Origin of the sequence: Gemmatimonas sp. (genome assembly GCF_044344655.1) — a bacterium.
GTDB lineage: Bacteria > Gemmatimonadota > Gemmatimonadetes > Gemmatimonadales > Gemmatimonadaceae > Gemmatimonas.
In genome coordinates this window covers 14,562-38,208 of the sequence record NZ_JBIJCN010000007.1, presented here as the reverse complement: position 1 = coordinate 38,208, position 23,647 = coordinate 14,562, and the positions used below count along the sequence as shown (strand labels likewise).

Genomic DNA, 23,647 nt, shown 5'->3' with positions numbered 1-23,647 from the left:
GGAAAAGCGGCCCCGGTTCATCGAACCGGGGCCGCTTGTGCTGTGCGCCGCCAACGCGGTCAGATGTCGAGATTCGACACGAAGCGCGCGTTGCTCTCGATGAACAGACGCCGCGGCTCCACCTCGTCGCCCATGAGGGTCTGGAACGTCTGGTCGGCCAGCACCGCGTCTTCCATCGTCACTCGCAGCATCGTGCGCGTTTCGGGGTCCATCGTGGTCTTCCAGAGCTGTTCCGGGTTCATTTCGCCAAGACCCTTGTAGCGCTGGATCATGATGTTGCCGCGTCCTTCCGGCCCACCCAGACGCTCGGCGTAGCCGTCGCGCTCCTTCTCGGAGTAGGCGTAGAACTCTTCCTTCCCCTTCGCCACGCGGTAGAGCGGCGGCTGGGCGATGTACATGTACCCGGCGTCGATCAGCTCCGGCATCTGCCGGAAGAAGAACGTGAGCAGCAGCGTGCGGATATGCGCGCCGTCCACGTCGGCGTCGGTCATGATGATGATCTTGTGGTACCGCGTCTTGGCGAGGTCAAACTCGTCCTTGATGCCGGTGCCGATCGCGGTGATGATCGTGCGGATTTCCTCGTTGGAGAGGACCTTGTCGAAGCGGGCCTTCTCCACGTTGATGATCTTGCCGCGGAGCGGCAAAATCGCCTGGAAGTCACGCTTGCGTCCCTGCTTGGCCGAGCCGCCGGCCGAGTCACCTTCCACGAGGTAGATCTCGCAGAGGGCGGGGTCGGAGAGCGAGCAGTCGGCGAGCTTGCCGGGCAGGTTGGCCACGTCGAGCGCCGACTTCTTGCGCGTGAGGTCGCGCGCCTTGCGGGCCGCTTCGCGTGCACGGGCCGCCGAGATCGCCTTGTCGATGATCGCGTTGGCCGTCTTGGGATGTTCGTCGAGGTACTGCGACAGCAGCTCGTTCATCACGCTGCGCACCGCCCCTTCGGCTTCGGAGTTGCCCAGCTTGGTCTTCGTCTGCCCTTCGAACTGTGGCTCACGGACCTTCACCGACAGCACGGCGGTGATGCCTTCGCGCACGTCGTCGCCGGAGAGCCGGATCTCCTTGTCCTTCTTGTTGAGATTGCTCGACCGCTCGATGTACTTGTTGATCACCGAGGTGAGCGCGCTCTTGAAGCCCGTGAGGTGCGTGCCGCCTTCGTGCGTGTTGATGTTGTTGACGAAGGAGAACGTGGTATCGGCGTAGCTGTCGTTGTACTGCAGTGCCACCTCGATCGCGATCCCGTCGCGCATCGTGTCGAGGTACACCACGTCGGGGTGCAACGGCTTCTTGCTGCCGTTGAGGTACATGACCATGTCCTTGAGGCCACCCGTGGCCCAGAACAGCTCCTCGCGCGGCTGGCCGTCCTTGAGCTCATCGGGGCGTTCGTCACGGAGCGTGATCTGAATGCCCTTGTTGAGATACGACAGCTCGCGCAGGCGGTTGGCCAGCGTGGCCCACTCGTAGCGGGTGGTTTCCTGGAAGATCGTGCCGTCGGGCTTGAACCACACCTTGGTGCCCGTCTCCTTCGCCGGCACACTGCGCAGCACCTTGAGCTTCGTGGTGGTCACGCCACGCGCGAAGTCCATGTAGTGCTCCTTCCCTTCGCGCTTCACCCACACCTTGAGGTTGTCCGACAGCGCATTCACCACCGACACGCCCACGCCATGGAGACCGCCCGAGACGGCATAGGCATCCTTCTCGAACTTGCCGCCGGCATGCAGCACCGTGAGCGCGATCTCCACGCCCGGCATCTTCTCGACAGGGTGCACGTCGACGGGGATGCCGCGCCCGTCGTCCTCGACGCTGATGGAGTTGTCCTCGTGGATCGTCACGAAGATGCGCTTGGCATGGCCTGCCATCGCTTCGTCGATCGAGTTGTCCACGACCTCGTACACGAGATGGTGCAGACCGCGCGCCGACGTCGAGCCGATGTACATGCCGGGGCGCTTGCGGACCGCTTCGAGTCCCTTGAGTACGGTGATCTGTCCTGCGCCGTACTCCTTGTCGGACTCTGCGCTGCTGTTGGCCATTGTGATGAGGAGCTGCCGGAGGGTTTGAAGGGCAAAAACTGGCCCGGAAACACAACCCCCAAATATACCCAAGACGGGGGTCCGCAAGCAACTGCCGGGCCCCTTTTCAAGTTGTTGCTGGATAATGACTTACAGAAGGTCGTTCAGGCCGCGGTGGGCCGTGGCCGCGGGAGCCGGAGGCGCTAGCGCCTCAGCATCCACCGCAGCTTCGTGATCGGTGGGCGGGAGGCGTCCCGGTTGAGTGCCGTCAACAGCGACGGCTCGAGCAGCGTGAGCTCCTGCATCCACGCGTGCGTCTTCACCATCACCACCAGCGTACCGTCCTGCTGCAGCAACAGCGGCTCGGTCACCTCGGCGATCTGCGGCCCCACCAGCGATGGCCACTCAGGGATCACGGAGGCTTGAGCCACACGATCGCTCAGCCCCGCGTGCTTAAGCACCGAGGCCACCACGTCGCCGAGCTTTTGCGGAGTACGCTTCGGTTGGGTCACGGGCTCAATTCGTCAGCGCGCCGTTGTGCATCGTGCGGCGCTCGAGCCGCGTGAATGCGTCCGGAATGTCTTCCTCGCGCGGTACCGCCAGCAGCACCTGCGCCGCGCCCGCATCGTCGAGCAGTGCCAGGACGCGCTGCGCCCGCCCCAGATCGAGCTCCGCAAATGGGTCATCGAGCAGCAGCAGCGGCGCATACCCGATCGCCCCTCGCAGTGTTGCCAGCTCCAGCAGCCGCAGGGCGATCGCCGCGCTGCGCTGCTGCCCAGCCGAGCCGAACGTACGCAGGTCGCGCCCGCCGAGCTGCAGGTGCAACTCGTCGCGATGCGGGCCCACCAAGGTCACGCCGCGACGCAGCTCTGTCGCGCGCTGCTGCGCGAGTGCGCGCGTGAGCGATTCGCCCTGCGCCGCGCTGCTGGTGGCCACGGCATCGCCGTTGTCACCGCCCACGCTCGTGTACCGCAGCACCGCGCCCTGTTGTTCGCCGATCGCGGTGCACAGCTGCAGGTAGCGCTCCGCCTGTTCCTGCACGAACGCGTGACGCGCGGCCACCACGAAGCCGCCGTGCTCGGCCAGCGCCGGTTCCCACACGCTCACGCGCGCCTCGTGATCACCGCCACGCCCAGCCCCGCGTGCCATGTCACGCTGCGCCGTGCGCAAGGCGGCATTGCGGCGGAGCAGCGCAGCCCGGTACTGCTGCAGGGCCTGGAGATACGCGGGCGACGACAGCGCCAGCATCACGTCGAGATAGCGTCGCCGCTCACCCGGTGCGCCCGCCACCAGCGACACGTCGGCCGGAGAGAATTCGACCGACGGCACGGCGCCGAGGGCGCTGGTGAGACGCGGCTGCTCGACGCCGTCCAACGTGGCCCGCTTGCGCTTGGTGGCCCGCTCATAGCCCACGCTCACGGTGTGCCAGGCGCTGGGCGCCGACAGCGTGGCGCGCACATGGAACGCCGGCGCGCCGAAGCGGATCACGTCGGCATCGCGCGCGCCGCGGAAAGACCGGAGCAGTGCGAGATAGGCCGCGGCCTCGAGCAGATTGGTCTTGCCGTGCCCGTTCTCACCCACAATCACCAGCCCCGACGCGGGAATGTCCACGTCGAGACTGGCGAAGTTGCGATAGTCGCGGGCGGCGAGATGGACGAGCACGAAACGGTGGCGACCCGGCGCTCAGCGACCGTGAAACATCGGGGCACGCTTCTCGAGGAAGGCGCGCATCCCCTCCTTCATGTCGGCCGTCGCGCTCAGCAGGCCGAAGAAGTCGGACTCGATGGTGCATCCTTCCTCGATCGTCACACCAAGACCGCGGTCCACCGCCTCGATGCACCCGGCGAGCGCCAACGGCGCATTCGCGATCATGCTGGTGAGCAGCGCGCGCGTGGTATCAATCAGCGCCTCGGGCGTCGTGACCTGATCCACCAGACCAAGGCGGTACGCTTCGGCAGCGTCGATCATGTCGCCGGTGAGCAGCAGCTTGAGCGCCGCGCCGCGTCCGATCAGCCGGGGCAGGCGCTGGGTACCGCCATACCCCGGCACAATGCCAAGCTTCGCTTCCGGCTGCCCTAGCTTGGCCTTGTCGTTGGCCACGCGCAGATGGCACGCCATGGCGAGTTCGCAGCCGCCACCCAAGGCGAAGCCGTTGATCGCGGCGATCGTGGGCTTGGGGCTGGTTTCGAAACGACGGAAGATCGCTTGGCCGGCGCGCGCCCGACGCTGTGCCTCGAGTGGCGACTGGCTTGCGAGTTCGGAGATGTCGGCGCCCGCCACGAACGAGCGGCCCGCGCCGGTCAGGATCACCCCCGCCACGTCGTCACGCGCGATCGCCTCGTCGATGGCCACCCCGAGTTCGGCAATCGTCGCGTCGTTCAGCGCATTGAGCTTGTCGGGGCGGTTCACGGTGATCGTTGCAATGCGATCAACGACGTCGAACGTGAGAAACTGATAGGCCATGAGAGGATCTCCGGGAGTGACGGTGGCGACGGCGGAAATCTAGTCACCGGGCTAGTATATACGGGTGCTTGCCATACCTGCGGTCGGCTGGTCTCCCGACACCCGCGCCCTGCGCATCATCGATCAACGCCTCCTGCCGGCACAGGAGGTGGTGTGCGACCTCGTGACACTCACCGACACCATCGCGGCCATTCGCTCGCTGGCGGTGCGGGGCGCGCCAGCCATCGGCGTCGCGGCAGCGATCGGGCTGGCTGTCGCCCTCGACGCCGACAGCCGCAGCGACGGGGCGCGGGCCCGGGCGTTGCTGCCCTCGTACGCCAGCGCGCTCATCGCGTCGCGCCCAACCGCGGTGAATCTCGCGTGGGCCGTCGAGCGCATGCGTCGGGTGGCCGCCGACACGACCGACGTCCAGTTGCTCCACACGCTGCGGCTCGAAGCCGAATCCATTCGTCACGAAGACGTGGCGATGTGCGCCGCCATTGGCCGGCACGGGCTGAGCATCATCCCCGACGGCGCGCGCGTGCTGACGCACTGCAATGCCGGGGCCCTCGCCACGGCGGGCATCGGCACGGCACTCGCGCCCATTTACACGGCGCACGCCGCGGGGCGGCTCGTGACGGTCTATGCCGACGAAACCCGTCCGCTGCGCCAAGGCGCGCGGCTCACCGCCTGGGAGTTGTCGCGCGCGGGCATCAACGTGACCGTGCTCCCCGACGGGGCCGCCGCGTCACTCATGGCGCAGCAGCAGGTCGATCTCGTGCTCGTGGGCGCCGACCGCATCACGGCCAACGGCGACGTGGCGAACAAGGTGGGCACGTACGGTGTGGCCCTGGCCGCCCGCGCGCACGGCATTCCGCTGTACGTGGCGGCGCCGTGGAGCACGATCGATCCCGCCACCGCCACCGGGCGCGACATCGTCATTGAACATCGGCACGCCGAGGAACTTGGCGAGCTGCCGGCCGGCGTTCCGGCGTGGAATCCGGCGTTCGACGTGACGCCGCGCGCGCTCGTGCACGGCTATCTCACCGACCGCGGATTCGTCACGCCTCCCTTTTTGTCGTAGCCCTTCACCGGAACAGCGCGTATGTCCGTTCTCGCCATTGATCAGGGGACCACTGGCACCACCTGTCTCGTCATCGCGCGCGACGGTCGCGTGGCGGGACGCGCCTATCGCGAAATCACGCAGTACTATCCGGCGCCGGGATGGGTGGAGCACGATCCGCACGAGATCCTCGAGCGCACCCTCGATGCGGCGCGCGAGGCGATCGCGCACGCCACGGCCGCCGGCGCCGAGGCACCGGTGGCCGTGGGCATTACCAACCAGCGCGAAACGATCGTGCTGTGGGAGCGCGCCACCGGGCGTGCCGTGCACCGGGCGATCGTCTGGCAGGATCGTCGGACGGCGGAACGGTGTGCAGCGCTGGCGTCGCAGGCCGCCCGCATCGGGGAACTCACCGGCCTTGTCACCGATCCGTACTTCAGTGCCACGAAGCTCGAATGGCTGCTGACGCAGGGTGACAATCAGGCGCGGGCCGAGCGTGGTGAACTCGCTGCCGGGACCATCGACAGCTGGCTCGTGTGGCACCTCACCGGTGGTGCGGCGCACGTGACCGACCACACGAATGCGTCGCGCACGATGCTGTACGACATCCACGCGCGTGGCTGGTCGCCGGAGTTGTGTACCCTCTTCGGTGTGCCGGCGGCATTGCTGCCCACGGTGGTGGCCTCGAGCGGCGAGGTTGGGCGTTCCACGAAGGCCACCCTCGGCGTGTCGCTGCCCATTACCGGCATAGCGGGCGACCAGCAGTCGGCCCTGTTCGGACAGGGTGGCTGGAGCGCCGGCGACGGCAAGAACACCTACGGCACCGGCGCCTTTCTGCTACTCAACACGGGCACGCATCGCCCGCCGCCGGGCTCCGGGCTGCTCACGACCATTGCCTGCGACGAGCGAGGCGCCCCCGTGTACGCGCTCGAGGCGTCGATCTTCATCGCCGGGGCGGCCGTGCAGTGGCTGCGCGATGGACTGGGGCTCATCGAGACCAGCGCCGAGACGGAGGCCCTCGCCCGATCGCTTGCCGCCAATGATGGCGTGTATTTCGTCCCGGCACTCGTGGGACTGGGGGCCCCCGACTGGGAGCCCAATGCCCGCGGCACCATCGTCGGCCTGACGCGTGGGACCACCCGGGCGCACCTGGCCCGCGCCGCGCTGGAGGCCATGGCCTACGCCACCCGCGACGTGCTGGGCGACATGCGGACCCACGGGCAGGTGGCCTTCGAGCGCCTGCGGGTAGACGGTGGCGCCAGTGCCAACGATTGGCTGATGCAGTTCCAGGCTGATGTGCTGGGCGTCCCCGTTGATCGCCCCGACATGGTGGAGACCACCGCCTTGGGTGCCGCCGGGTTGGCCGGCCTGGCCGCCGGGGTCTGGGCCTCCGGGGCCGAGTTCCTGGCCAGCCGCCAATTCACCCGGTTCGTCCCATCCGAAACCGCCGCGGCCTCCACCGCCGTGGCGTACGGTGGATGGCGCCGGGCGGTCCGGGCGGCCCTGGGGTGGGCGCGCGACCGGGAATGACCCGTCCCCGCGATCCAAAGGCGGCGCCAGGCGGGGCTTTTCCGACAATCCTTATCGGAAACTGTCCCCTTTGGCACCTTCTGTACTATCTTTAGGTATTCCATCCGGACCCTACAGGACGGCGACCCCGTGAAAGCTCGCAACAAGTTCCTGCTCGGCGGCGTGCTGGTGATCGGCACTGCTTCCTACCTCATGGCCAGCTCGATCGACGAGACGGCCACCTACTACCTCACGCCGGCAGAGCTCGCGGCCAAGGTTTCCGACAATCCGCGCTTCAGCAAGAACGGTGTGAAGATCGGCGCCCGCGTGGTGTCCGGGACCATCGTGCGCGAGCCCGGTGGTCGTGAGCTCACGTTCAAGATGACGGACGGCACGCAGACGTATCCGGTGCACTACCGTGGCGTCGCGCCGGACACGTTTACCGACGGCGTGGACATCGTCGTGGAGGGGCGCCTTGATGCGAACGGCGTCTTCCAGGCTACCACGCTGCTGGCCAAGTGCGCGTCGCGGTATGAGAACGCGCCGGGACAGCCCGGTCAGTCCCCTGCGGGCGGGCAGCACCCCGCTTCGGTTCCCAAGGCGTAACCCACGCGCCGGGCGCGTGCTCGCGCTCGGCCAGCGCGCACTGCGCGAGGCGTCATGATTCTGGTTGGTGAACTGTCGCTCTGGGTCGCCCTGCTGATGGCGGCCTGGACGACCACCGTGTCGTTTGCCGGTGGCCTGCAGGGCCGCCCCGAGTTGGTGAAGAGTGGTGAACGGGCGATGTACGCCACGTTCGGCTTTACGCTGCTGGCCTCCGTGGGGCTGTGGACCGCCCTCTTCACCCACGATTTTTCGCTCAAATTCGTCGCCTCGTTCACGAGCGCGAATCTCCCCACCGTCTATCTCTTCACGGCGTTCTGGGCGGGGCAGGAAGGCTCGCTGCTCTTCTGGGCGCTCATCATGACGTTCTATGCGGCCGTGGCGGTGTTCACGAACCGCAACACGAATCGCGGCATGATGCCGTACGTGACGGGGACGCTGGGCGTCGTGTCGTTGTTCTTCCTCATGACGATGGCGTTCGCGGAGAATCCCTTCGAACGTCTCGACTGGATCCCGGCCGACGGCCGCGGCATGAACCCGCAGCTCCAGAACCCCGGCATGGCGGCGCATCCGCCCATGCTGTATCTCGGCTACGTGGGGACCGTGGTGCCGTTCGCGTTCGCCGTCGGTGCACTCATCACGCGTCAGCTCGATGCGCAGTGGCTCGGCGCCGTGCGCCGCTGGGCCCTCGTGAGCTGGTTCTTCCTGACGATCGGTATCGTGCTGGGCATGTGGTGGGCCTACGTGGAACTCGGCTGGGCCGGCTACTGGGCGTGGGACGCTGTCGAGAACTCGTCGTTCCTGCCGTGGCTCACGGTGACGGCGTTCCTGCACAGCATCATGATCCAGGAAAAGCGCGGCATGCTGCGCAAGTGGAACGTGACCCTGGTGGTGCTCTCGTTCCTGCTCACGATCCTCGGCACGTTCATTACGCGATCGGGCGTGATCGAAAGCGTGCACGCCTTCGCGCGTTCGCCGATCGGCAACTGGTTCCTCGGCTTCCTGATCGTCGCGACCGTGCTCACGGTGTACCTCGTGAGCACGCGTCTCAACGATCTGCAGGCCAAGGCTGAGCTGGAGAGCATGGTCAGCCGGGAGGCGGCCTTCCTCTACAACAACCTGGTGCTGGTGGGCATCTGCTTCGCCACGCTCTGGGGCACGCTCTTTCCCATCCTCTCGGAATGGGTGAAGGGCGACAAGATCACCGTGGGCCCGCCGTTCTTCAATGCGGTCAACGGGCCGCTCGGCCTGCTGCTGCTGGCCCTCACCGGCATCGGTCCGCTGATCGCGTGGCGGCGCGCGTCGGTCGCCAATCTCCAGCGCCAGTTCACCTGGCCGGCGACGGCCGGCGTGGCGGTGTTCGTCACGCTCTTCGCGCTCGGCATGCGTGACCCCTATGCGCTCATCTCGTACCTGCTCTCCGGTTTCGTGTTCGGCACGATCATCCAGGAGTTCGTGAAGGGCGTGGGCGCCCGTCGGCGCATGTACAGCGAAGGCCTGTTCGCCGCGTTCTTCCGTCTCATCGGCCGCAATCGCCGCCGCTACGGCGGGTACATCGTGCACTTCGGTGTGGTGATTCTCTTCGCGGCGTTCGCGGGGCTGATGTTCCGGCGCGACGTGACCGCCACGCTCAAGACCGGTGAGTCGGTGAAGCAGGTCGATGCCTATGGACACGAGTGGGTGTTCACGAGCCAGGGGATCTCCCAGTTCGAGCAGCTCAACCGCCGTGTCATGTCGGTCACGTTCGACGTTACGCGCGACGGCGAGCGCATGGGGCTCCTCTCGAGCGAGAAGCGCCAGCACGTGAACTCGCAGGGCGAGCCCACCTTCGAGCCGTCGACCGAAGTCGGCATCCTCGAGTCGCCGAAGCAGGACGTGTACCTCGTCTTCACCGGCGCCGTGGACCGCGATACCGCCGCGGTGCACATCAACTTCAACCCGCTCGTGTGGTGGGTGTGGTTCGGTGGCATCATCATGGCGTTCGGCGGACTGATCGTGATGTGGCCGCAGGCGCAGAAGGCAGAGCGTGAGGGCGGCTACGTGGCGCAGATCCCCATGGGCCGCGAGATGGAGACGGCGGGAGCCGGCGCATGACGGCGTCACGCAATCCGCTCACCTCGCCCGTAGGGCAGTCGCGCCGCGCGTTCTTCGTACGGGCCAGCGCGGTGGTCTCGGGTGTGGCGCTGCTCACGCGCCGCGCGACGGCGCAGGATCCTTCCGCGGCCGCACTGCCTACGCAGAGCACGGCGGGGGGCGTGGAGATGACGTCGGACAACTACAAGCCGGTGTCGCGTCCACCCAAGCCGGGGGCCACGCCCGCGATGGACGCCAAGCAGCTCGAAGCGTTCGAACGCGAACTGGCGTGCCCGTGCCCCTGCACGCTCGACATCTACACCTGCCGCACCACCGACTTCACCTGTGGCATCTCGCCGGCGGTGCATGGCGACATCCAGCGGCTCGTCGACGGTGGCTACACCGGCGCCGAGATCATGGAAGCGCTCACGGGCACGTACGGTGACTTCATCCTCAACGCCCCACGCAAGGAAGGCTTCAGCCTCGTGGCGTGGTTTGCGCCGTTCGCCGCCGTGGCGATCGGCGCGGTGGGGATCGGGGCCTTGCTCCGCAGCTGGCGCGTGAATGCCACGTCGGCCGCGGCGGCACGCCCGGTACAACCCGCCGTGGCGGTCGATGGCCGTAGTGGTGATGCCACCCCGGAAGAACTTGCGCGCCTCGAGGCTGCGCTTCGAGAGGACAGTTGATGGCGCTCCCTGAAGGCGGTGTCCCTCTGGTGGTGGGCACGGCGCTCGCACTCGGCGCGCTCACACTGGTGCTCTCACCGTTGCTCGGCGCTGTCGATGAAAGCCCGCGTGAGATCCCGCGGGAAACACCGGCCGCGCGCAAGGCGCGCGAACGCGAACTGGCCAACACGGCCGTCGATGCCCTGCGTGAGATCGAGTTCGATCGCGAGACCGGGAAGTTGAGCGATACGGACTACGCAGAGCTCAAGCAGCGCTATACACGTGAAGCGCTCGCCGAGCTGCGTGCGGCGGATGCGGCGGCAGCCACCAGTGCGGGAGGCGCACCGGTACGGCCGTCAGCCACAGCGGTGGACGATGCGGTGGAAGCGGCCATTCAGCGCGCACGCACCATGCAGAAGCAGTGTGGCGTCTGCGGTCCGCGCCCCGAGCCCGATGCCACGTATTGCTCGAGCTGCGGCCGCTATCTGCCGGAACAGTGCGGCACCTGCGGGGCGCGCGTCGATCTGGTGGGCTCGCGATTCTGCAGCGGGTGCGGTACCCATCTCGCAGCCGCCTGAACGGACGGATCATTCCCCGGGCAGGTCCGACAGTTCGAACAAATCGTAGCCGTCGACTCGAGCGGCGGCCGCTCCAATGAGCGTGCCGCCGGCACGCTCCGCGATGCGACGCCCAACCGGTGTGGCCGCCGCCAGCAGCATCGTGATCTGCAGCCCCTGCGCGCGCCACGCCGTGAGCAGGCTGCGGCGGCAGGCGCGCAACGCCCGCGCGGCCGCCCGGCAGCGCGGGGTACCCGGGGCCACCACGCACATCCCCGCCAGATACAGCGTTACCCGTGCGCCGGGGAGCATGCGCCGCAATGCGTCGTCCGTCAGGACGGCGTCGGGACCGAAGTCCTCCTCACTGATCGTACCCGCCCGCAGCGCGGCATCCACCTGCGGTGCAAGGAACATCTGGTCGGCGTAGCCCAGGAATGCCCCGGTCGCGGCATCCTCGGCCACGAAGAGCAACTCGTCAACGCTCGCCGCCCACGTATCGAAGTGCGATTCGTCGAAATTCGGACCGAAGTAGTGCTGCCCAAGGGCCTCCGCCGCCGCGTGCATGACGCGGTCCGTCATCGGCGCCGTGCGGGCCCGCACGCCATCAACCTCGCAGCGAATCACGACGTCGCCGAGTACCGGTCCACGCTTGCACATGCCTTTTTCACCGGGCACACGCCGCACTTGGGCGACCGCGCCGAGCAGACGAGAGCGCCCAGCTCCATGAGCGCCTGATTGTGCGTCCAGGTGGTCTTTCCGGTGCGCGGGAGCAGCTGCTCGGCGATGTTCCACAGCTGCCGAAGGCCGGCGCCGCTCTTGGGATCGAGCGCGGGGGCAAATACGCGGTGGAGCACGCGCGCCACATTGGTGTCCACCAGCGCGGCCCGCTTCTCGTACGCAAATGACGCCACCGCACCGGCGGTGTAGTCGCCCACGCCGGGAAGCGCGCGCAGGTGCGCCGGTTCGCTCGGAATGACACCATCACGCACCGTGGTCACATGCTGCGCCAGCTTGTGGAGGTTGCGCGCGCGCGCATAGTAGCCAAGCCCTTCCCACGCTTCCAGCACGCGCTGTGGTTTGGCCTTGGCCAGCGCATGCAGATCGGGAAAACGCTCCAGAAAGCGGCGGTAGAAATCGAGCACGCGCGAGACCTGCGTCTGTTGCAGCATCAGCTCGGACACGAGGATGCGGTACGGATCGCGGGTGTGGCGCCACGGCAGGTCGCGTGAATGCCTGCGGAACCACGAATGAAGACGGCGACGGAAGATCGTCGCGGCCTCACGATCCACCTGGATCGGAGCGGGCGAGCGGGAGCGGCGGGCCATGGCCGGAGAAGCTAGTGACTCCCCTCGGCCCGCTCCAGCTACTGCAGTCCCTGCAACGGAGGCGATCGATCGCTACGCCTTGGCAACTTCCCCGCGCACCCAATCGAGGTAGGCCGGCAGTCCGCCGGTGCTGGGGAAGATGAGAAGCTCCGGCACCGCATACGGGTGCAGTGACGCAAAATGCGCGCGCAGCAACGGCAGCTGCTCCGCCGTCGTCTTGAGCAGCACCAGCGTTTCTGCGGCATCCTCCACCCGTCCCTCCCAGCGGTACAGCGACCGTGCGCCGGGGAGCAGCGTACCGCAGGCGATCAGCCGCGCGTCCAGCAGGGCCGTCACGAAAGCCGCGGCGTTGGCAGCGGGGGGCAGGGAGGTCATGGCGACCACCACTTCCGGCGGGGTTGTTTCCATCTCCAGGTCCTCGCACCTTCAATGACTATGGCCGAATCGACGAATCCGTCACGCGGGGCAGCGCCTGCCGACGTTGCCGGGCACCCCGACGCACTGGTGGTGCGCGGCGCCCGCGAGCACAACCTCCGCAACATCAGCGTCACCATCCCGCGCGACAAGCTCACGGTGGTGACCGGGCTCTCCGGATCGGGAAAATCGTCGCTCGCCTTCGACACGATCTACGCCGAGGGACAGCGGCGCTACGTGGAGTCGCTGTCGGCGTACGCGCGGCAGTTCCTCGGCCTGATGGAAAAACCCGACGTGGATGCCATCGAGGGGCTCTCACCGGCCATTTCGATCGAGCAAAAGGCGGCCGGCCACAATCCCCGGTCGACCGTCGGTACCGTCACCGAAATCTACGATTACCTGCGCCTGCTCTATGCGCGCACCGGCACGCCGCACTGCCCCAGCTGCAGCCGCGCGGTGCAGCGCCAGAGCCCCACGCAGATCGCTGAGCAGGTGCTCGCCTGGCCCGAGGGCACGCGCCTCGAGATCCGTGCGCCGCTGGTGCAAGAGCGCAAGGGCGAGTTCCGCGAGCTCTTCGAGGGAGCGCGCAAGCAGGGCTTCGTGCGCGCGGTCGTTGATGGCGAGCTGATCGAGCTTGCCGATCCACCGAAGCTCAACCGGCGCCTCAATCACTCCATCTCGATCGTGGTCGATCGCCTCGTCGTCCGCACCGACGATCGCGGGCGGATCACCGATTCGGTCGAAACCGCGTTGCGCCTTGCCGAGGGGCTGGCCGAGGTGGTGCGCTACGAGGGCACCGAGGCGATTACCGAGATGTTCTCGGAGCGCTACGGCTGTCCCACCTGCGGCATCAGCATGCCCGAGCTCGAGCCCCGACACTTCTCGTTCAATTCCCCGTTCGGCGCGTGCGAGATGTGCAGTGGGCTCGGCACCACGCGCAGCGTGAGTGAAGAGCTGATCCTCGGAGATCCGAGCATCTCGATCCTCGAAGGCGTGATTCTCCCGTGGGGCGAACCCGACGGCTACCTGCGCAAGGTCATTCTGCCGGGGCTGGCGAAGCATCTGGGCTTCGATATCAATGCCCCGTGGGGGAAAATCCCCGCCACGGTGCGTCAGCAGCTGCTGTACGGCATGGGCGACACCCCGGCGCGTGTACGCAAGGCGGTCAAGAAGGCCGTCAAGGGCGCGGCGGCCAAGACGGCGGCCAAGACCGCGGCCAAGGCTGCGGATACCGCGTGGGAAGGAATCGTGGCCCATGTGCAGCGCCGCTATGACGAGAGCAGCTCCGATGGCGTGCGGCTCGAGCTCGACGCGTATATGGTGGCGGCGCCCTGTCCGGACTGTGCCGGTCAGCGACTCCGTCCGGAGTCACTTGCCGTCACGGTGCACGGCCGCAACATCGGTGAGGTGGTGCAGCAGAGCGTCGCCGACGCACTCGCCTTCTTCGAGACGGTGCCGGTCCGCAGTGCCGGGCATCCCGGGCTCGATCCCGGCATTGCCGGGCCGATCCTCAAAGAGGTGCGCGAACGCCTGCGCTTCCTCGTCGATGTGGGGCTCGACTATCTCACGCTCAATCGCAGTGCCGAGTCGCTCTCGGGCGGCGAGGCGCAGCGTATCCGGCTCGCCACGCAGATCGGCTCACGACTGGTCGGTGTGTTGTACATCCTCGATGAGCCCAGTATCGGGCTGCATCAGCGCGACAATGGTCGACTGCTCAACACGCTCAGACAGCTGCGGGACCTCGGCAACACCGTGATTGTGGTCGAGCATGACGAAGAGACCATTCGTGACGCGGATTACCTGATCGATCTCGGTCCCGGCGCGGGCAAGCATGGCGGCGAAGTCATTGCCGCCGGGTCGGTGAGCGATGTGATGAACACGCCCGGTTCCATCACCGGGGCCTATCTGCGTGGGACCCGCTCCATTGAGGTGCCGGTGCAGCGGCGCCGGCCGGATGCCGCGCGCATCCTCAAGGTACAGGGCGCGCGCGAGCACAATCTCAAGGACGTGAGCGCCGAGTTCCCCCTCGGCATGTTCGTGGCGGTCACCGGCGTGTCCGGTTCGGGCAAATCCACGCTCGTCACCGACATTCTGCAGAAGGCGCTGTCGCGGCATTTCTTCCGGGCGCGCGTCATCCCCGGTGCGCATACACGGATCACTGGGCTCGAGCACCTCGACAAGATCATCGACATCGACCAGAGCCCCATCGGCCGCACGCCCCGATCCAATCCCGCCACGTACACCGGCGTCTTCACGCCCGTGCGCGAGCTGTTTGCCGAGTTGCCCGAGGCGAAGATCCGCGGCTACGGCCCGGGGCGCTTCTCGTTCAACGTGAAGGGTGGTCGTTGTGAGGCCTGTCAGGGCGACGGGCTCGTGAAGATCGAGATGCACTTCCTCCCCGACGTGTTCGTCCCCTGCGATGTGTGCAAGGGCCGCCGCTTCAACCGCGAAACACTCGAAGTGCGCTTCCGTGGGCTCAGCATCGCCGAGGTGCTCGACCTCACGGTGGAAGATGCGTGCGGGGTGTTCGAGCACCAGCCGCGCATCGTGCAGAAGCTCGAAACCCTGCGTGACGTGGGGCTCGGCTACATCCACCTGGGGCAGAGCGCTACGACCCTGTCCGGCGGGGAGGCGCAGCGCGTGAAGCTCGCGACCGAGCTCTCCAAGCGTGATACCGGGCGCACGTTGTATATCCTCGACGAACCCACGACCGGGCTGCACTTCGAGGACGTGCGCGTGCTGCTCGGCGTGCTGCACAAGCTCGTCGATCGTGGCAATACCGTGCTCGTGATCGAGCACAACCTCGATGTCATCAAGACGGCGGACTGGATCGTCGATCTCGGGCCTGAAGGGGGCGTGCGCGGCGGAACGATCGTGGCCCAGGGCACACCGGAAGAGGTCGCGCGCGTGGAGCAGAGCCACACCGGCCGCTATCTCAAGCCCATGTTGACGATCTGACGCGGACCCGGGGGGCGCTTGCTCCCGCTTCGCGCTACCCGCGGGATACATTCCCAGCATGGTCTCCCTCCTCGATATCATTGGCCCCGTCATGGTTGGGCCAAGTTCCAGCCATACCGCCGGCGCATGTCGCCTGGGGCTCCTCGCGCGCTGTCTGGTGGGTGGTACGCCGGAGAAGGCGCTGGTCGAGCTGCACGGCAGTTTTGCGCGCACCGGTGAAGGGCACGGCACCGACAAGGCTGTCGTGGGCGGCCTCATGGGATTCCGCCCCGATGATGAACGCCTCCGCACTGCGCTCGACATCATGGAGCGCGACGGCCTTGCCTACACCTTCGAAAAGACGTCGCTGGGCGACGACGCACATCCGAACACCGTGCGCATCTCCCTCGAGCGGGGCGATCGACGCGCCCAGATGGTGGGCGCCTCCCTCGGTGCCGGACGCGTGCTCGTTACCGAGATCGACGGCTATCCGGTGGAGGTGTCGGGCAACCTGCACACGATCGTGCTCGTGGCCAACGACGTGAAGGGATCGGTGGCCCGTATCGCCGGCATCCTCGCCGACGCGAACGTGAACATCGCCACGCTGAAGTTGTCGAGAAAGGAGCGTGGTGGTGACGCCTTCATGGTGATCGAAGTGGACGAACAGCCCGGCGAGGACGTGCGCGATGCCATCCGGCAGCTGCCGTGGGTCACGTGGGCGTTCCGACTCGACAAGGTGAGTGCCTGATGTATCGCAGTCTTGCCGAAGCCATCCGCGACGCGGAAGCAGAGGGCACCACCATCAGTGCCGTGGCGCTTGCCGCGGAAGCGCGGGATCAGGGACGCCCCGTGTCGGAGATCCGCGACGCCCTGCGTCGTGCGTTGGCGGTGATGCGTGGGGCGGTCGAACGCGGCCTCGTGGGTGATCTGCGCAGCGCGTCGGAACTGGTGGGTGGCGATGCCGCGAAACTCCGGACCGGACCGGATGGCCCGCTCGCCGGCACCCCGTTTCGCGATATCCTCGCCCGCGCGCTCGCCGTGCAGGAAGTGAACGCGGCGATGGGTGTGATCGTCGCGGCCCCTACCGCCGGTGGTGCCGGCGTGTTGCCGGCCGTGCTCACCGGGCTCGCGGCCGCGAGGCAAATCGACGACGAGCGCGTCATCGACGCACTCGCCACGGCCGGTCTGATTGGTGCCGTCGTGGCCGAGCGTGCGTCGCTCTCGGGCGCCGAAGGCGGCTGCCAAGCGGAAACCGGCGCGGCGGCAGGCATGGCCGCTGGGGCGGCGGTGGAGATGCTCGGCGGCTCGCCGCGTCAGGTGGGGCATGCCACCGCGCTGGCGCAGCAGGGTACGCTCGGGCTGGTGTGCGATCCCCTCGGCGGACTGGTCGAGCTGCCGTGTGTCTTCCGCAACGCCACCGGTGCGGCCATTGCCCTGGCGGCCATCGAAATGGCGATGGCCGGTGTCGAGTTTGCGATTCCCGCCGACGAAGTGATCGACACCATGGGAGAGATCGGCGCGAGCATGGATGTGCGCTACCGCGAAACGGCCGGTGGTGGGCTCGCGGCCACGCCGACCGGGCGACGGTTGGCGCGTGAACGCCTCTACGACCTCAAGCGCGCCGGCGGATGAGGCGCCGCTCGGTCGTCGCTGTCGTCACGATCCTCGTGGCGGCGATGGCGCTGAGGGTCTGCCGTGACGGCGTCGCTGGGCGGGGGCACTGGGTGCGCGACGGCGACACCGTCATGCGTGACGTGCAGCCCAGCGGCAGCTTCGAGGACCGCACCTTCAACGAAGCGTCGGGCGTGGCGCCGTCGCTCAGCGAGCCCGGGGTCTTCTGGGGCAACAACGACAGCGGCAACGACGAACGGCTCTTCGCGTTCGACCGCGCCGGGCGCCGCCTCGGCGACGTGCGTGTACGCAACGTGCAGAACCGTGACTGGGAAGCGCTCGCCGGTGGTCCCTGTGTGGATGATCCGGGCGCGCGATGCCTCTACATCGGCGATGTGGGCGACAACGGCGCGCGACGCGACAAGGTGGTGCTGTATGCGCTTCGTGAACCGTCGCAGCGGTCTGGCCAGGTGTCCGCGTTGCGTACACTCGATGTGCGCTACGCCGACGGGCCGCACGACGTGGAAGCGATGTACGCAGGGCCCAACGGCACGCTCTGGCTGGTCACCAAGCGCCCCGAGCGCGCTGGATCCGGGCGGTATCGCCCGTCGCGTGTCTACGAGGTGCCCGCCAGCGCCTGGGGCGCTGGTGGACCGTACGTGGCGCGCATCGCGGACTCGGTGAGCGTTACCCCGGTGACGGGGGCGTCGCACGACTGGATCACCGACGGCAGCCTGTCCGACATCCAGCCGGACGGCACCCGCCGGCTGGTATTGCTGAGCTACGGGGCGGTCCACGTGTTCTCGGCGGATGCGGTCACTGGAAAGCCCGGCCCACTCCTCGCCCGCTGCGCCCTGCCCATCGCCGACACCGCCGCCGAGGGGGTGTCGTGGCTCCCGGACGGCCGGATCCTGCTGGTCAACGAGGGGAAAGCGGGCGCCCTGTATACCGGCCGGTGCCCCTGACGGTATCTTGCCAGCGTCGGCTGGGCGGCTCCCGGCGCGTGTCGAAACGAATCACCTTGGCCTGCCGTACGGATCAGCCTCCGAACCAACAGGGAACTGCTTATGGTCACGCGTGAAGACATCGAGGCGTTTCTCGATCGGCTCAGTGCCGACGGCGCCACCTATCGGGAAGTTGACCCAGGGCTCTGGGTGGTCAGGCCGGGCGGCGCGCTCGACTTCGACGTTGTGGTCACCCACAATCCGCCGGTCGTACTGCTGCGCGTGAAGGTCATGCCCCTTCCCGCGAATGCCGGCGACGCCGCGGCGCTCAACACGCGCCTCCTGCAGCTCAATGCCACCGATCTGCTCCACGGCGCGTACGGCATCGACGGCGATGCCGTGGTTCTCACCGAAGCACTCGAACTCGCGCACCTGGACTTCGAAGAATTCCTCGCGTCGTTCGAAAGCATGACACTTTCGCTCACCGGACATCTGCGTGAGCTGGCCGCCTTCCGCGAGGCTCGTTGATTCATGGGCATCTTCGATCGGCTCTCGACACTCATCAAGTCGAACCTGAATGACCTCATCTCCTCGGCCGAAGATCCCGAGAAGATGCTCAATCAGATCATCGTCGACATGCGCAACCAGTTGGCGAAGGCCAAGCAGCAGGTCGCTGCGGCCATCGCCGATGAGAAGCGGCTCAAGGACCAGGCCGACGCCGAGTTCAAGCTCGCCGACGACTGGGAGAAGCGCGCGATGCTGGCGGTCCAGGAAGGGCGCGACGATCTCGCGCGACAGGCGCTCATGCGCGGCCAGGAACATCTGGAGCATGGCCAGCAGCTTGCGACGACCTGGGAAGCGCACAAGATCGAGACGGAACGGCTCAAGCAGTCGCTGCGCGATCTCAACGACAAGATCGAGGAAGCCAAGCGCAAGAAGAATCTGCTGCTCGCCCGACAGCGCCGCGCGGAAGCGCAGGCGCGCATCTCGCAAACGATGTCCGGGCTCTCGGAGAATTCGGCGTTCGAGGCCTTCGCCCGCATGGAGGAGAAGATCACCTCCAACGAGCGGCAGCTGCAGGCCGCGCAGGAAATCGATGAGGAGTTCAGCGGCGATCGCCTGGCCGGCGAATTCAAGCAGCTCGAACGGTCCTCGGGCGGTGCCAGCGCCGATGTGCAACTGTTGCAGCTCAAGCAGCGCATGGGCATGCTCTCCGCCGGCGCGCCGCAGGCGGCGCGTCAGCTTGCGGCTGGCGCGACCGAAGCCGCCACCCCCGCGGCGCCGGTGGCCCAGCTCCCGGCCTCCACGCCCTCGTCTGCGCCGGAGCACAAGACGGCCGACGTGGACCTCATCGCGGAGATCGAGCGACTGGGGCAGGACACCCCGCGCGCCTGAGGCCGGGCCAGCGGGACCCGGCTCCGCTGGGTCCCGCATCGCCGCCTGCCGATGTCCCGTCGCTTCCTGATCCTCGCCGAAGGCCACTTCGGACCGCTCACGTCCAAGACCGCCAACGCCTGCATCCGCTACGTCCCCGGTGAGGTCGTGGCCGTGCTGGACAGCACACAGGCCGGCCATACCGCGCAGGAGATCCTGGGGTTCGGCGGCGCCATTCCCGTGGTGGCGTCGTTCGCCGAGGGGATGGCGCACGCACCGCGCGCGCTGCTGATCGGGATTGCCCCGGCCGGCGGACAGTTCCCGTCCACGTGGCGCGCCATCGTTTGCGATGCGCTGCGGGCGGGGCTCGATGTCTGGAGCGGGTTGCACACGATGCTCGGCGATGATCCGGAGTTCGCGGCGATCGCCCAGGTGAGTGGTGCCGCCATTCGGGACCTGCGCCGCGCGCCGGCGGATCTCGATGTGGGCTCCGGGCGGGTGCGCGATCTCGAGGCCACGATCGTGCTCACCGTGGGGACCGACTGCAACATCGGCAAGATGACCACGCAGTTGCAGGTACAGCGTGCCGTGCAGGCACACGGTCACCGCGTGCATTTCGCCGCCACCGGGCAGACGGGCATTCTCGTCGAGGGGCGCGGCATCGCCGTCGACGCGGTGGTGGCCGACTTCATTGCGGGGGCCGCCGAATCGCTCACGATCGAGGCGGCACAGGACGCGGACATCGTGCTGGTGGAAGGACAGGGATCGCTCCTGCACCCAGCCTACTCCGGGGTCACGCTCGGCCTCATGCACGGCGCGTTGCCGCACGCGATGGTGTTGTGCGCCCAGCCGTCACGCACCACGATCACTCGCAATCCGTGGGTCGCGATTCCGCCACTCCGGGATGTGATGGCGCTGTACGCCCAGGCCATGGCGCCGCTGCGTCCCGCCACGGTGATCGCGCTTGCGCTCAATACCTTCGATCTCGACGACACCGCCGCGCGCCGGGCCGTGGCGCGCGCCCAGGACGAAACGGGGCTTCCGGTGACCGATCCGGTGCGCTTCGACCCCGCGCCGATCGCCGACGCCATCGCCCGGTTTCACACCGACCGGCTCGCGCCGTAACGCTCGGGCGTCGCGGGCGTCCGCACCGGAACGATCCAACGCGCGATGTTCCGGTGACACCCGTTGGCGCGCACGGCGACATCGTCGCGCCATGCGATTCGATGATCCACTCCTCGCGCTGGTCGGCGCCACGGCCGAATGGGCGGCCGGCACGCCCCCCAGTTGCAGTGCGCGTGTGCGTCTGCTGGACCGCGTGCACTTCACCGTACACCGCGGTGACTGCGTCATCGTCCACCACGAGGATCCCGCCGCCGCCCGTGTGCTGCTCGCGGCGCTTGCCGGTCATCCGGCACTCCCCGTCGGACGGGTATTGTTCGGCGAGCGGCGCTGCGCGCCGCGCGTGCGCATCCGGCGCAGCAGTATTCGCACCGAGGTGATCGCCCCCATGCTCGATGGGTGGCACGAGGCAGACGACGCTGGGAGCAGCACTCGCGTCATTACGCGTATCCCGGCGCGCGACCAACCACATCCGGTGGTGCATCTGCTGCGCGCGTCGCGCGAGGGACCCGTGCAGCCGGTGGACGCGCGGCAGTGGCGCGCGTGGGCGGCACGCGAGCGGGCCTCCGGCGGGGCCGTCGTGATCGTGGCCCGCCCCGAGCACGCGTTCGCGCGCACCTTCGGTGCACCCAGGGCACTCGCGGTCCACGACCAGCCGCCTCGGCCTTCCCACGCGGACCTCCCGCTCGCCACCCACGCGCGCGAGCGGGGCGATCCGTACGATGCACCTCGGCCTCGCACGTTGCGGCTGCACCACGGGCAACTCGTCAACGTGCGCACGTGGCAGTAACGGGCACGCCCCGCCAACCCATGGCTGACGGGGGGCCGGGAACTGCGCTTACTGCCCGTTCGACGGGGCCGGCGTGGACACGCGATAGTAGCGGCGCTCCACCGCCGAACGCTTGGTGTCGAGATCCCAGAGCGTGCTCTGAATCATGATCCCGCGCATCCGCCGCGAGTGCGTGAGCGGCGCCGGGGTGTGGCTCGTCCCTACCACGGCGGGGAGCGGTTCCAGGGCCTCGTGGGCGATCACGTCGGCCACGTTCGGGTACTTCACGGTGCCGTCGGTCTTCTGCATGATGAACACCCGTCCCACCACCGGGCGGCCATTGATCAGGGTCTGGCCAGTCACCGCGTCCACCGGCCACGCCGCCGGCGTCGCCGGGGCTGCTTCAACGGCCGCGGCGCTATCCGCTTGCGTCGAGTCGGTCGCCATCAGCGCCAGCGAGTCCGGCGCGGCCAGCGAGTCCGCGACGGCGCTGTCCTTCGGCGCGGCGCTGTCGGCGGCCACGGGCGCCGGCGCCATCGGCACCGCGACGGGGGGCTGCGGCGGGGCGGCCTGCGCGGGCTGATCGGCGCTGCGAGCAGCCAGGCCCACGGCGGCCAGAGCCACCACCACGGCGGCGTTGCGGACGCGGGACGAACGCGGTGACGGAGACGGCGCTGCACTCATGGTCGGTACCGGAGAAGGGTGGGGAGGCAAGGGGGGACGGCCCCCCGATAAATTCAACGCGTTACTTTGCGCAGAGATCCCGCGTGATTCAAGCACCTGTAATCCGGTCCCACGATGCCCGAGTTCCGCCTGTACAACACGCTCACGCGACGCGTGGAGCCGTTTGCACCCGTTGATGGGCACACGGTGCGCATGTACACGTGCGGACCCACCGTCTACAACGCGGCGCACCTCGGGAATTTTCGCACCTTCCTCTTCGAGGATCTGCTGCGCCGTGCCTTCCGCCTCGCCGGATGGTCCGTCGAACAGGTCATGAACCTCACCGACGTGGATGACAAGATCATCCGCAAGGCGCAGGCGAATGGCCAGCACATTCTCGAGGTCACCGAGCCGTACACGGCCCTCTTCCACACGGACCGCCGCTACCTCCGCATCGAGGAGGCCGAACGCTATCCCAAGGCCACCGAGCACATCCCCGAGATGATCGCCCTCGTGGAGCGGCTCGTCGCCAACGGCGTGGCGTACGTGGCCGACGATGGCTCCGTGTACTTCGCCATCGACAAGTTCGCCGACTACGGCAAGCTCTCGCAGCTCGACAAACGCGAGGTCAAGAGCGGCGCGCGCGTCGCGCAGGACGAATACGCCAAGGAGAACGCGCAGGACTTCGCCCTCTGGAAGTCGGCCAAGCCCGAAGACGAAGCCACCGGCGCCGCCTGGGATTCGCCGTGGGGGCGTGGCCGCCCCGGCTGGCACCTCGAGTGCTCAGCGATGGCCATGAAGTACCTCGGCGAAACCTTCGACCTGCACGCCGGCGGCATCGATCTGATCTTCCCGCATCACGAAGACGAGATCGCACAGAGCGAGGCGGCGACCGGCAAGCCGTTCGCGCGCTGCTGGTGCCACGGGGAGTTCCTGCTGACCGACGGCGCCAAGATGGCGAAGCGCGTGGGCAACGTGGCCAACGTGGTGGAGCTGCGCGAGCAGGGGATCAGTGGCACCGCCTATCGCCACTTCGTCTTCAACGCGCACTATCGCAAGCAGCTCAACCTCGGTGAGGACTCGCTCGAGCAGTCCCGCGCGGCGGTGAACCGCATCGGCGCCTTCGCGCGGCGCCTCGGCGAGGCGACGGGGGGGACGCCGGCGCTGGCCGAGGCGGCCACCCGCGCGGAGCAGGCCTTCCTCGAGGCGCTGTTCGACGATCTCAACGCCCCCGAGGCGATGGCGGCGTTCTTCACCTTCATCACCGACGCCAACCGTGAGCTCGATGCGCTCGGCACCGACGCGGCGGCGCTCGAGCGGGCGCGCGCGGCGTTCCGGCTCATGGACTCGGTGCTGGATCTCGTACCCGAGCAGGAGATGGAGGGCGAACTGGCGGTCTGGGTGGAGGAGCGGCTCGCGGCCCGCAGGGCGGCGCGTGAGCGCCGGGACTTTGCGGCTGCCGATGCGGTGCGCGCCGAGTTGACGGCGCGTGGCATCCTGATCGAGGATGGCCCGGGCGGTACCCGCTGGCGCCGCGGGTAGGCGCCGCGGGTAGGCGCCGCGGGGAGGCGCC

23 protein-coding genes are annotated in these 23,647 nt (G+C 67.9%); 15 read left to right on the top strand and 8 right to left on the bottom strand.

Annotated elements, in window-relative coordinates; translation table 11 throughout:
* Positions 1 to 59: 59 nt before the first annotated feature.
* The 4 genes from gyrB to ACIQ51_RS03920 form a co-directional block, all read right to left on the bottom strand.
* Entirely contained in the window at positions 60 to 2,024 is a 1,965-nt protein-coding gene (gene gyrB, locus ACIQ51_RS03935; RefSeq protein WP_396203706.1) for a DNA topoisomerase (ATP-hydrolyzing) subunit B, read from the bottom strand.
* 182 nt (positions 2,025 to 2,206) lie between these two features.
* Positions 2,207 to 2,515, bottom strand: coding sequence for a DciA family protein (locus tag ACIQ51_RS03930; RefSeq protein WP_396203705.1), 309 nt, complete (start codon positions 2,513 to 2,515; stop codon positions 2,207 to 2,209).
* Between the two features lie 4 nt (positions 2,516 to 2,519).
* A complete protein-coding gene (gene recF / locus ACIQ51_RS03925; protein WP_396203704.1) occupies positions 2,520 to 3,665 on the bottom strand; it encodes a DNA replication/repair protein RecF in 1,146 nt (381 codons plus the stop codon).
* 21 nt (positions 3,666 to 3,686) lie between these two features.
* Positions 3,687 to 4,466, bottom strand: a complete 780-nt coding sequence (locus ACIQ51_RS03920) for an enoyl-CoA hydratase-related protein (protein ID WP_396203703.1) — start codon at positions 4,464 to 4,466, stop codon at positions 3,687 to 3,689.
* A gap of 64 nt (positions 4,467 to 4,530) precedes the next feature.
* Here ACIQ51_RS03920 and mtnA point away from each other — a divergent pair, with 64 nt between their 5' ends.
* The 6 genes from mtnA (at position 4,531) to ACIQ51_RS03890 (ending at position 10,936) form a co-directional block, all read left to right on the top strand.
* Positions 4,531 to 5,529 carry an S-methyl-5-thioribose-1-phosphate isomerase gene (gene mtnA, locus ACIQ51_RS03915; RefSeq protein WP_396203702.1) on the top strand — a complete coding sequence of 333 codons (999 nt, stop codon included), beginning with the start codon at positions 4,531 to 4,533 and terminating at the stop codon, positions 5,527 to 5,529.
* Between the two features lie 21 nt (positions 5,530 to 5,550).
* Positions 5,551 to 7,038: a glycerol kinase GlpK gene (gene glpK / locus ACIQ51_RS03910; protein ID WP_396203701.1), complete on the top strand. Its 1,488-nt coding sequence runs from the start codon at positions 5,551 to 5,553 to the stop codon at positions 7,036 to 7,038.
* A 129-nt stretch (positions 7,039 to 7,167) separates the two neighbouring features.
* Positions 7,168 to 7,623 carry a cytochrome c maturation protein CcmE gene (locus ACIQ51_RS03905; RefSeq protein WP_396203700.1) on the top strand — a complete coding sequence of 152 codons (456 nt, stop codon included), beginning with the start codon at positions 7,168 to 7,170 and terminating at the stop codon, positions 7,621 to 7,623.
* Between the two features lie 54 nt (positions 7,624 to 7,677).
* On the top strand, positions 7,678 to 9,714 hold the full coding sequence (locus ACIQ51_RS03900) for a heme lyase CcmF/NrfE family subunit (protein WP_396203699.1): 2,037 nt from the start codon (positions 7,678 to 7,680) through the stop codon (positions 9,712 to 9,714).
* Positions 9,711 to 10,379, top strand: coding sequence for a cytochrome c-type biogenesis protein CcmH (locus ACIQ51_RS03895; RefSeq protein ID WP_396203698.1), 669 nt, complete (start codon positions 9,711 to 9,713; stop codon positions 10,377 to 10,379). Before ACIQ51_RS03900 ends, ACIQ51_RS03895 begins: the two co-directional genes overlap by 4 nt.
* On the top strand, positions 10,379 to 10,936 hold the full coding sequence (locus tag ACIQ51_RS03890) for a zinc ribbon domain-containing protein (protein ID WP_396203697.1): 558 nt from the start codon (positions 10,379 to 10,381) through the stop codon (positions 10,934 to 10,936). The genes ACIQ51_RS03895 and ACIQ51_RS03890 overlap by 1 nt, the downstream gene beginning before the upstream one ends.
* Positions 10,937 to 10,945: 9 nt before the next feature.
* On the opposite strand, the gene ACIQ51_RS03885 is transcribed toward ACIQ51_RS03890, so the two are convergent.
* From ACIQ51_RS03885 to cutA, 3 genes are all read right to left on the bottom strand, one after another.
* Positions 10,946 to 11,572, bottom strand: coding sequence for a hypothetical protein (locus ACIQ51_RS03885; RefSeq protein WP_396203696.1), 627 nt, complete (start codon positions 11,570 to 11,572; stop codon positions 10,946 to 10,948).
* Positions 11,536 to 12,240: an A/G-specific adenine glycosylase gene (locus ACIQ51_RS03880; protein ID WP_396203695.1), complete on the bottom strand. Its 705-nt coding sequence runs from the start codon at positions 12,238 to 12,240 to the stop codon at positions 11,536 to 11,538. The genes ACIQ51_RS03885 and ACIQ51_RS03880 overlap by 37 nt, the downstream gene beginning before the upstream one ends.
* A gap of 72 nt (positions 12,241 to 12,312) precedes the next feature.
* Complete coding sequence (gene cutA / locus ACIQ51_RS03875; RefSeq protein WP_396203694.1) at positions 12,313 to 12,615, bottom strand: divalent-cation tolerance protein CutA; 303 nt, start codon at positions 12,613 to 12,615, stop codon at positions 12,313 to 12,315.
* Between the two features lie 60 nt (positions 12,616 to 12,675).
* On the opposite strand from cutA, the gene uvrA reads away from it, so the two are divergent.
* The 8 genes from uvrA (at position 12,676) to ACIQ51_RS03835 (ending at position 21,432) form a co-directional block, all read left to right on the top strand.
* The gene (uvrA, locus tag ACIQ51_RS03870; protein ID WP_396203693.1) at positions 12,676 to 15,612 is read left to right on the top strand and encodes an excinuclease ABC subunit UvrA; all 2,937 of its coding nucleotides are present in this window, start codon (positions 12,676 to 12,678) and stop codon (positions 15,610 to 15,612) included.
* Between the two features lie 58 nt (positions 15,613 to 15,670).
* Positions 15,671 to 16,339, top strand: coding sequence for an L-serine ammonia-lyase, iron-sulfur-dependent subunit beta (gene sdaAB, locus ACIQ51_RS03865; protein WP_396203692.1), 669 nt, complete (start codon positions 15,671 to 15,673; stop codon positions 16,337 to 16,339).
* Positions 16,339 to 17,223: an L-serine ammonia-lyase, iron-sulfur-dependent, subunit alpha gene (gene sdaAA / locus ACIQ51_RS03860; protein WP_396203691.1), complete on the top strand. Its 885-nt coding sequence runs from the start codon at positions 16,339 to 16,341 to the stop codon at positions 17,221 to 17,223. The genes sdaAB and sdaAA overlap by 1 nt, the downstream gene beginning before the upstream one ends.
* Positions 17,220 to 18,167 (top strand): hypothetical protein, encoded by a 948-nt coding sequence (locus ACIQ51_RS03855; protein ID WP_396203690.1) that lies wholly within the window; start codon positions 17,220 to 17,222, stop codon positions 18,165 to 18,167. The genes sdaAA and ACIQ51_RS03855 overlap by 4 nt, the downstream gene beginning before the upstream one ends.
* A gap of 102 nt (positions 18,168 to 18,269) precedes the next feature.
* Positions 18,270 to 18,674, top strand: coding sequence for a YbjN domain-containing protein (locus ACIQ51_RS03850; RefSeq protein ID WP_396203688.1), 405 nt, complete (start codon positions 18,270 to 18,272; stop codon positions 18,672 to 18,674).
* Positions 18,675 to 18,677: 3 nt separating this feature from the next.
* Positions 18,678 to 19,541, top strand: coding sequence for a PspA/IM30 family protein (locus tag ACIQ51_RS03845; protein WP_396203687.1), 864 nt, complete (start codon positions 18,678 to 18,680; stop codon positions 19,539 to 19,541).
* A 51-nt stretch (positions 19,542 to 19,592) separates the two neighbouring features.
* The gene (locus ACIQ51_RS03840) at positions 19,593 to 20,645 is read left to right on the top strand and encodes a DUF1611 domain-containing protein (protein ID WP_396203686.1); all 1,053 of its coding nucleotides are present in this window, start codon (positions 19,593 to 19,595) and stop codon (positions 20,643 to 20,645) included.
* A 91-nt stretch (positions 20,646 to 20,736) separates the two neighbouring features.
* Positions 20,737 to 21,432, top strand: a complete 696-nt coding sequence (locus ACIQ51_RS03835) for a hypothetical protein (RefSeq protein ID WP_396203685.1) — start codon at positions 20,737 to 20,739, stop codon at positions 21,430 to 21,432.
* Positions 21,433 to 21,480: 48 nt separating this feature from the next.
* On the opposite strand, the gene ACIQ51_RS03830 is transcribed toward ACIQ51_RS03835, so the two are convergent.
* The gene (locus ACIQ51_RS03830; protein WP_396203684.1) at positions 21,481 to 22,095 is read right to left on the bottom strand and encodes a hypothetical protein; all 615 of its coding nucleotides are present in this window, start codon (positions 22,093 to 22,095) and stop codon (positions 21,481 to 21,483) included.
* Between the two features lie 114 nt (positions 22,096 to 22,209).
* Between ACIQ51_RS03830 and cysS the strand changes: the two genes are divergently transcribed.
* Positions 22,210 to 23,616, top strand: coding sequence for a cysteine--tRNA ligase (gene cysS, locus ACIQ51_RS03825; RefSeq protein ID WP_396203683.1), 1,407 nt, complete (start codon positions 22,210 to 22,212; stop codon positions 23,614 to 23,616).
* Positions 23,617 to 23,647: the final 31 nt, after the last annotated feature.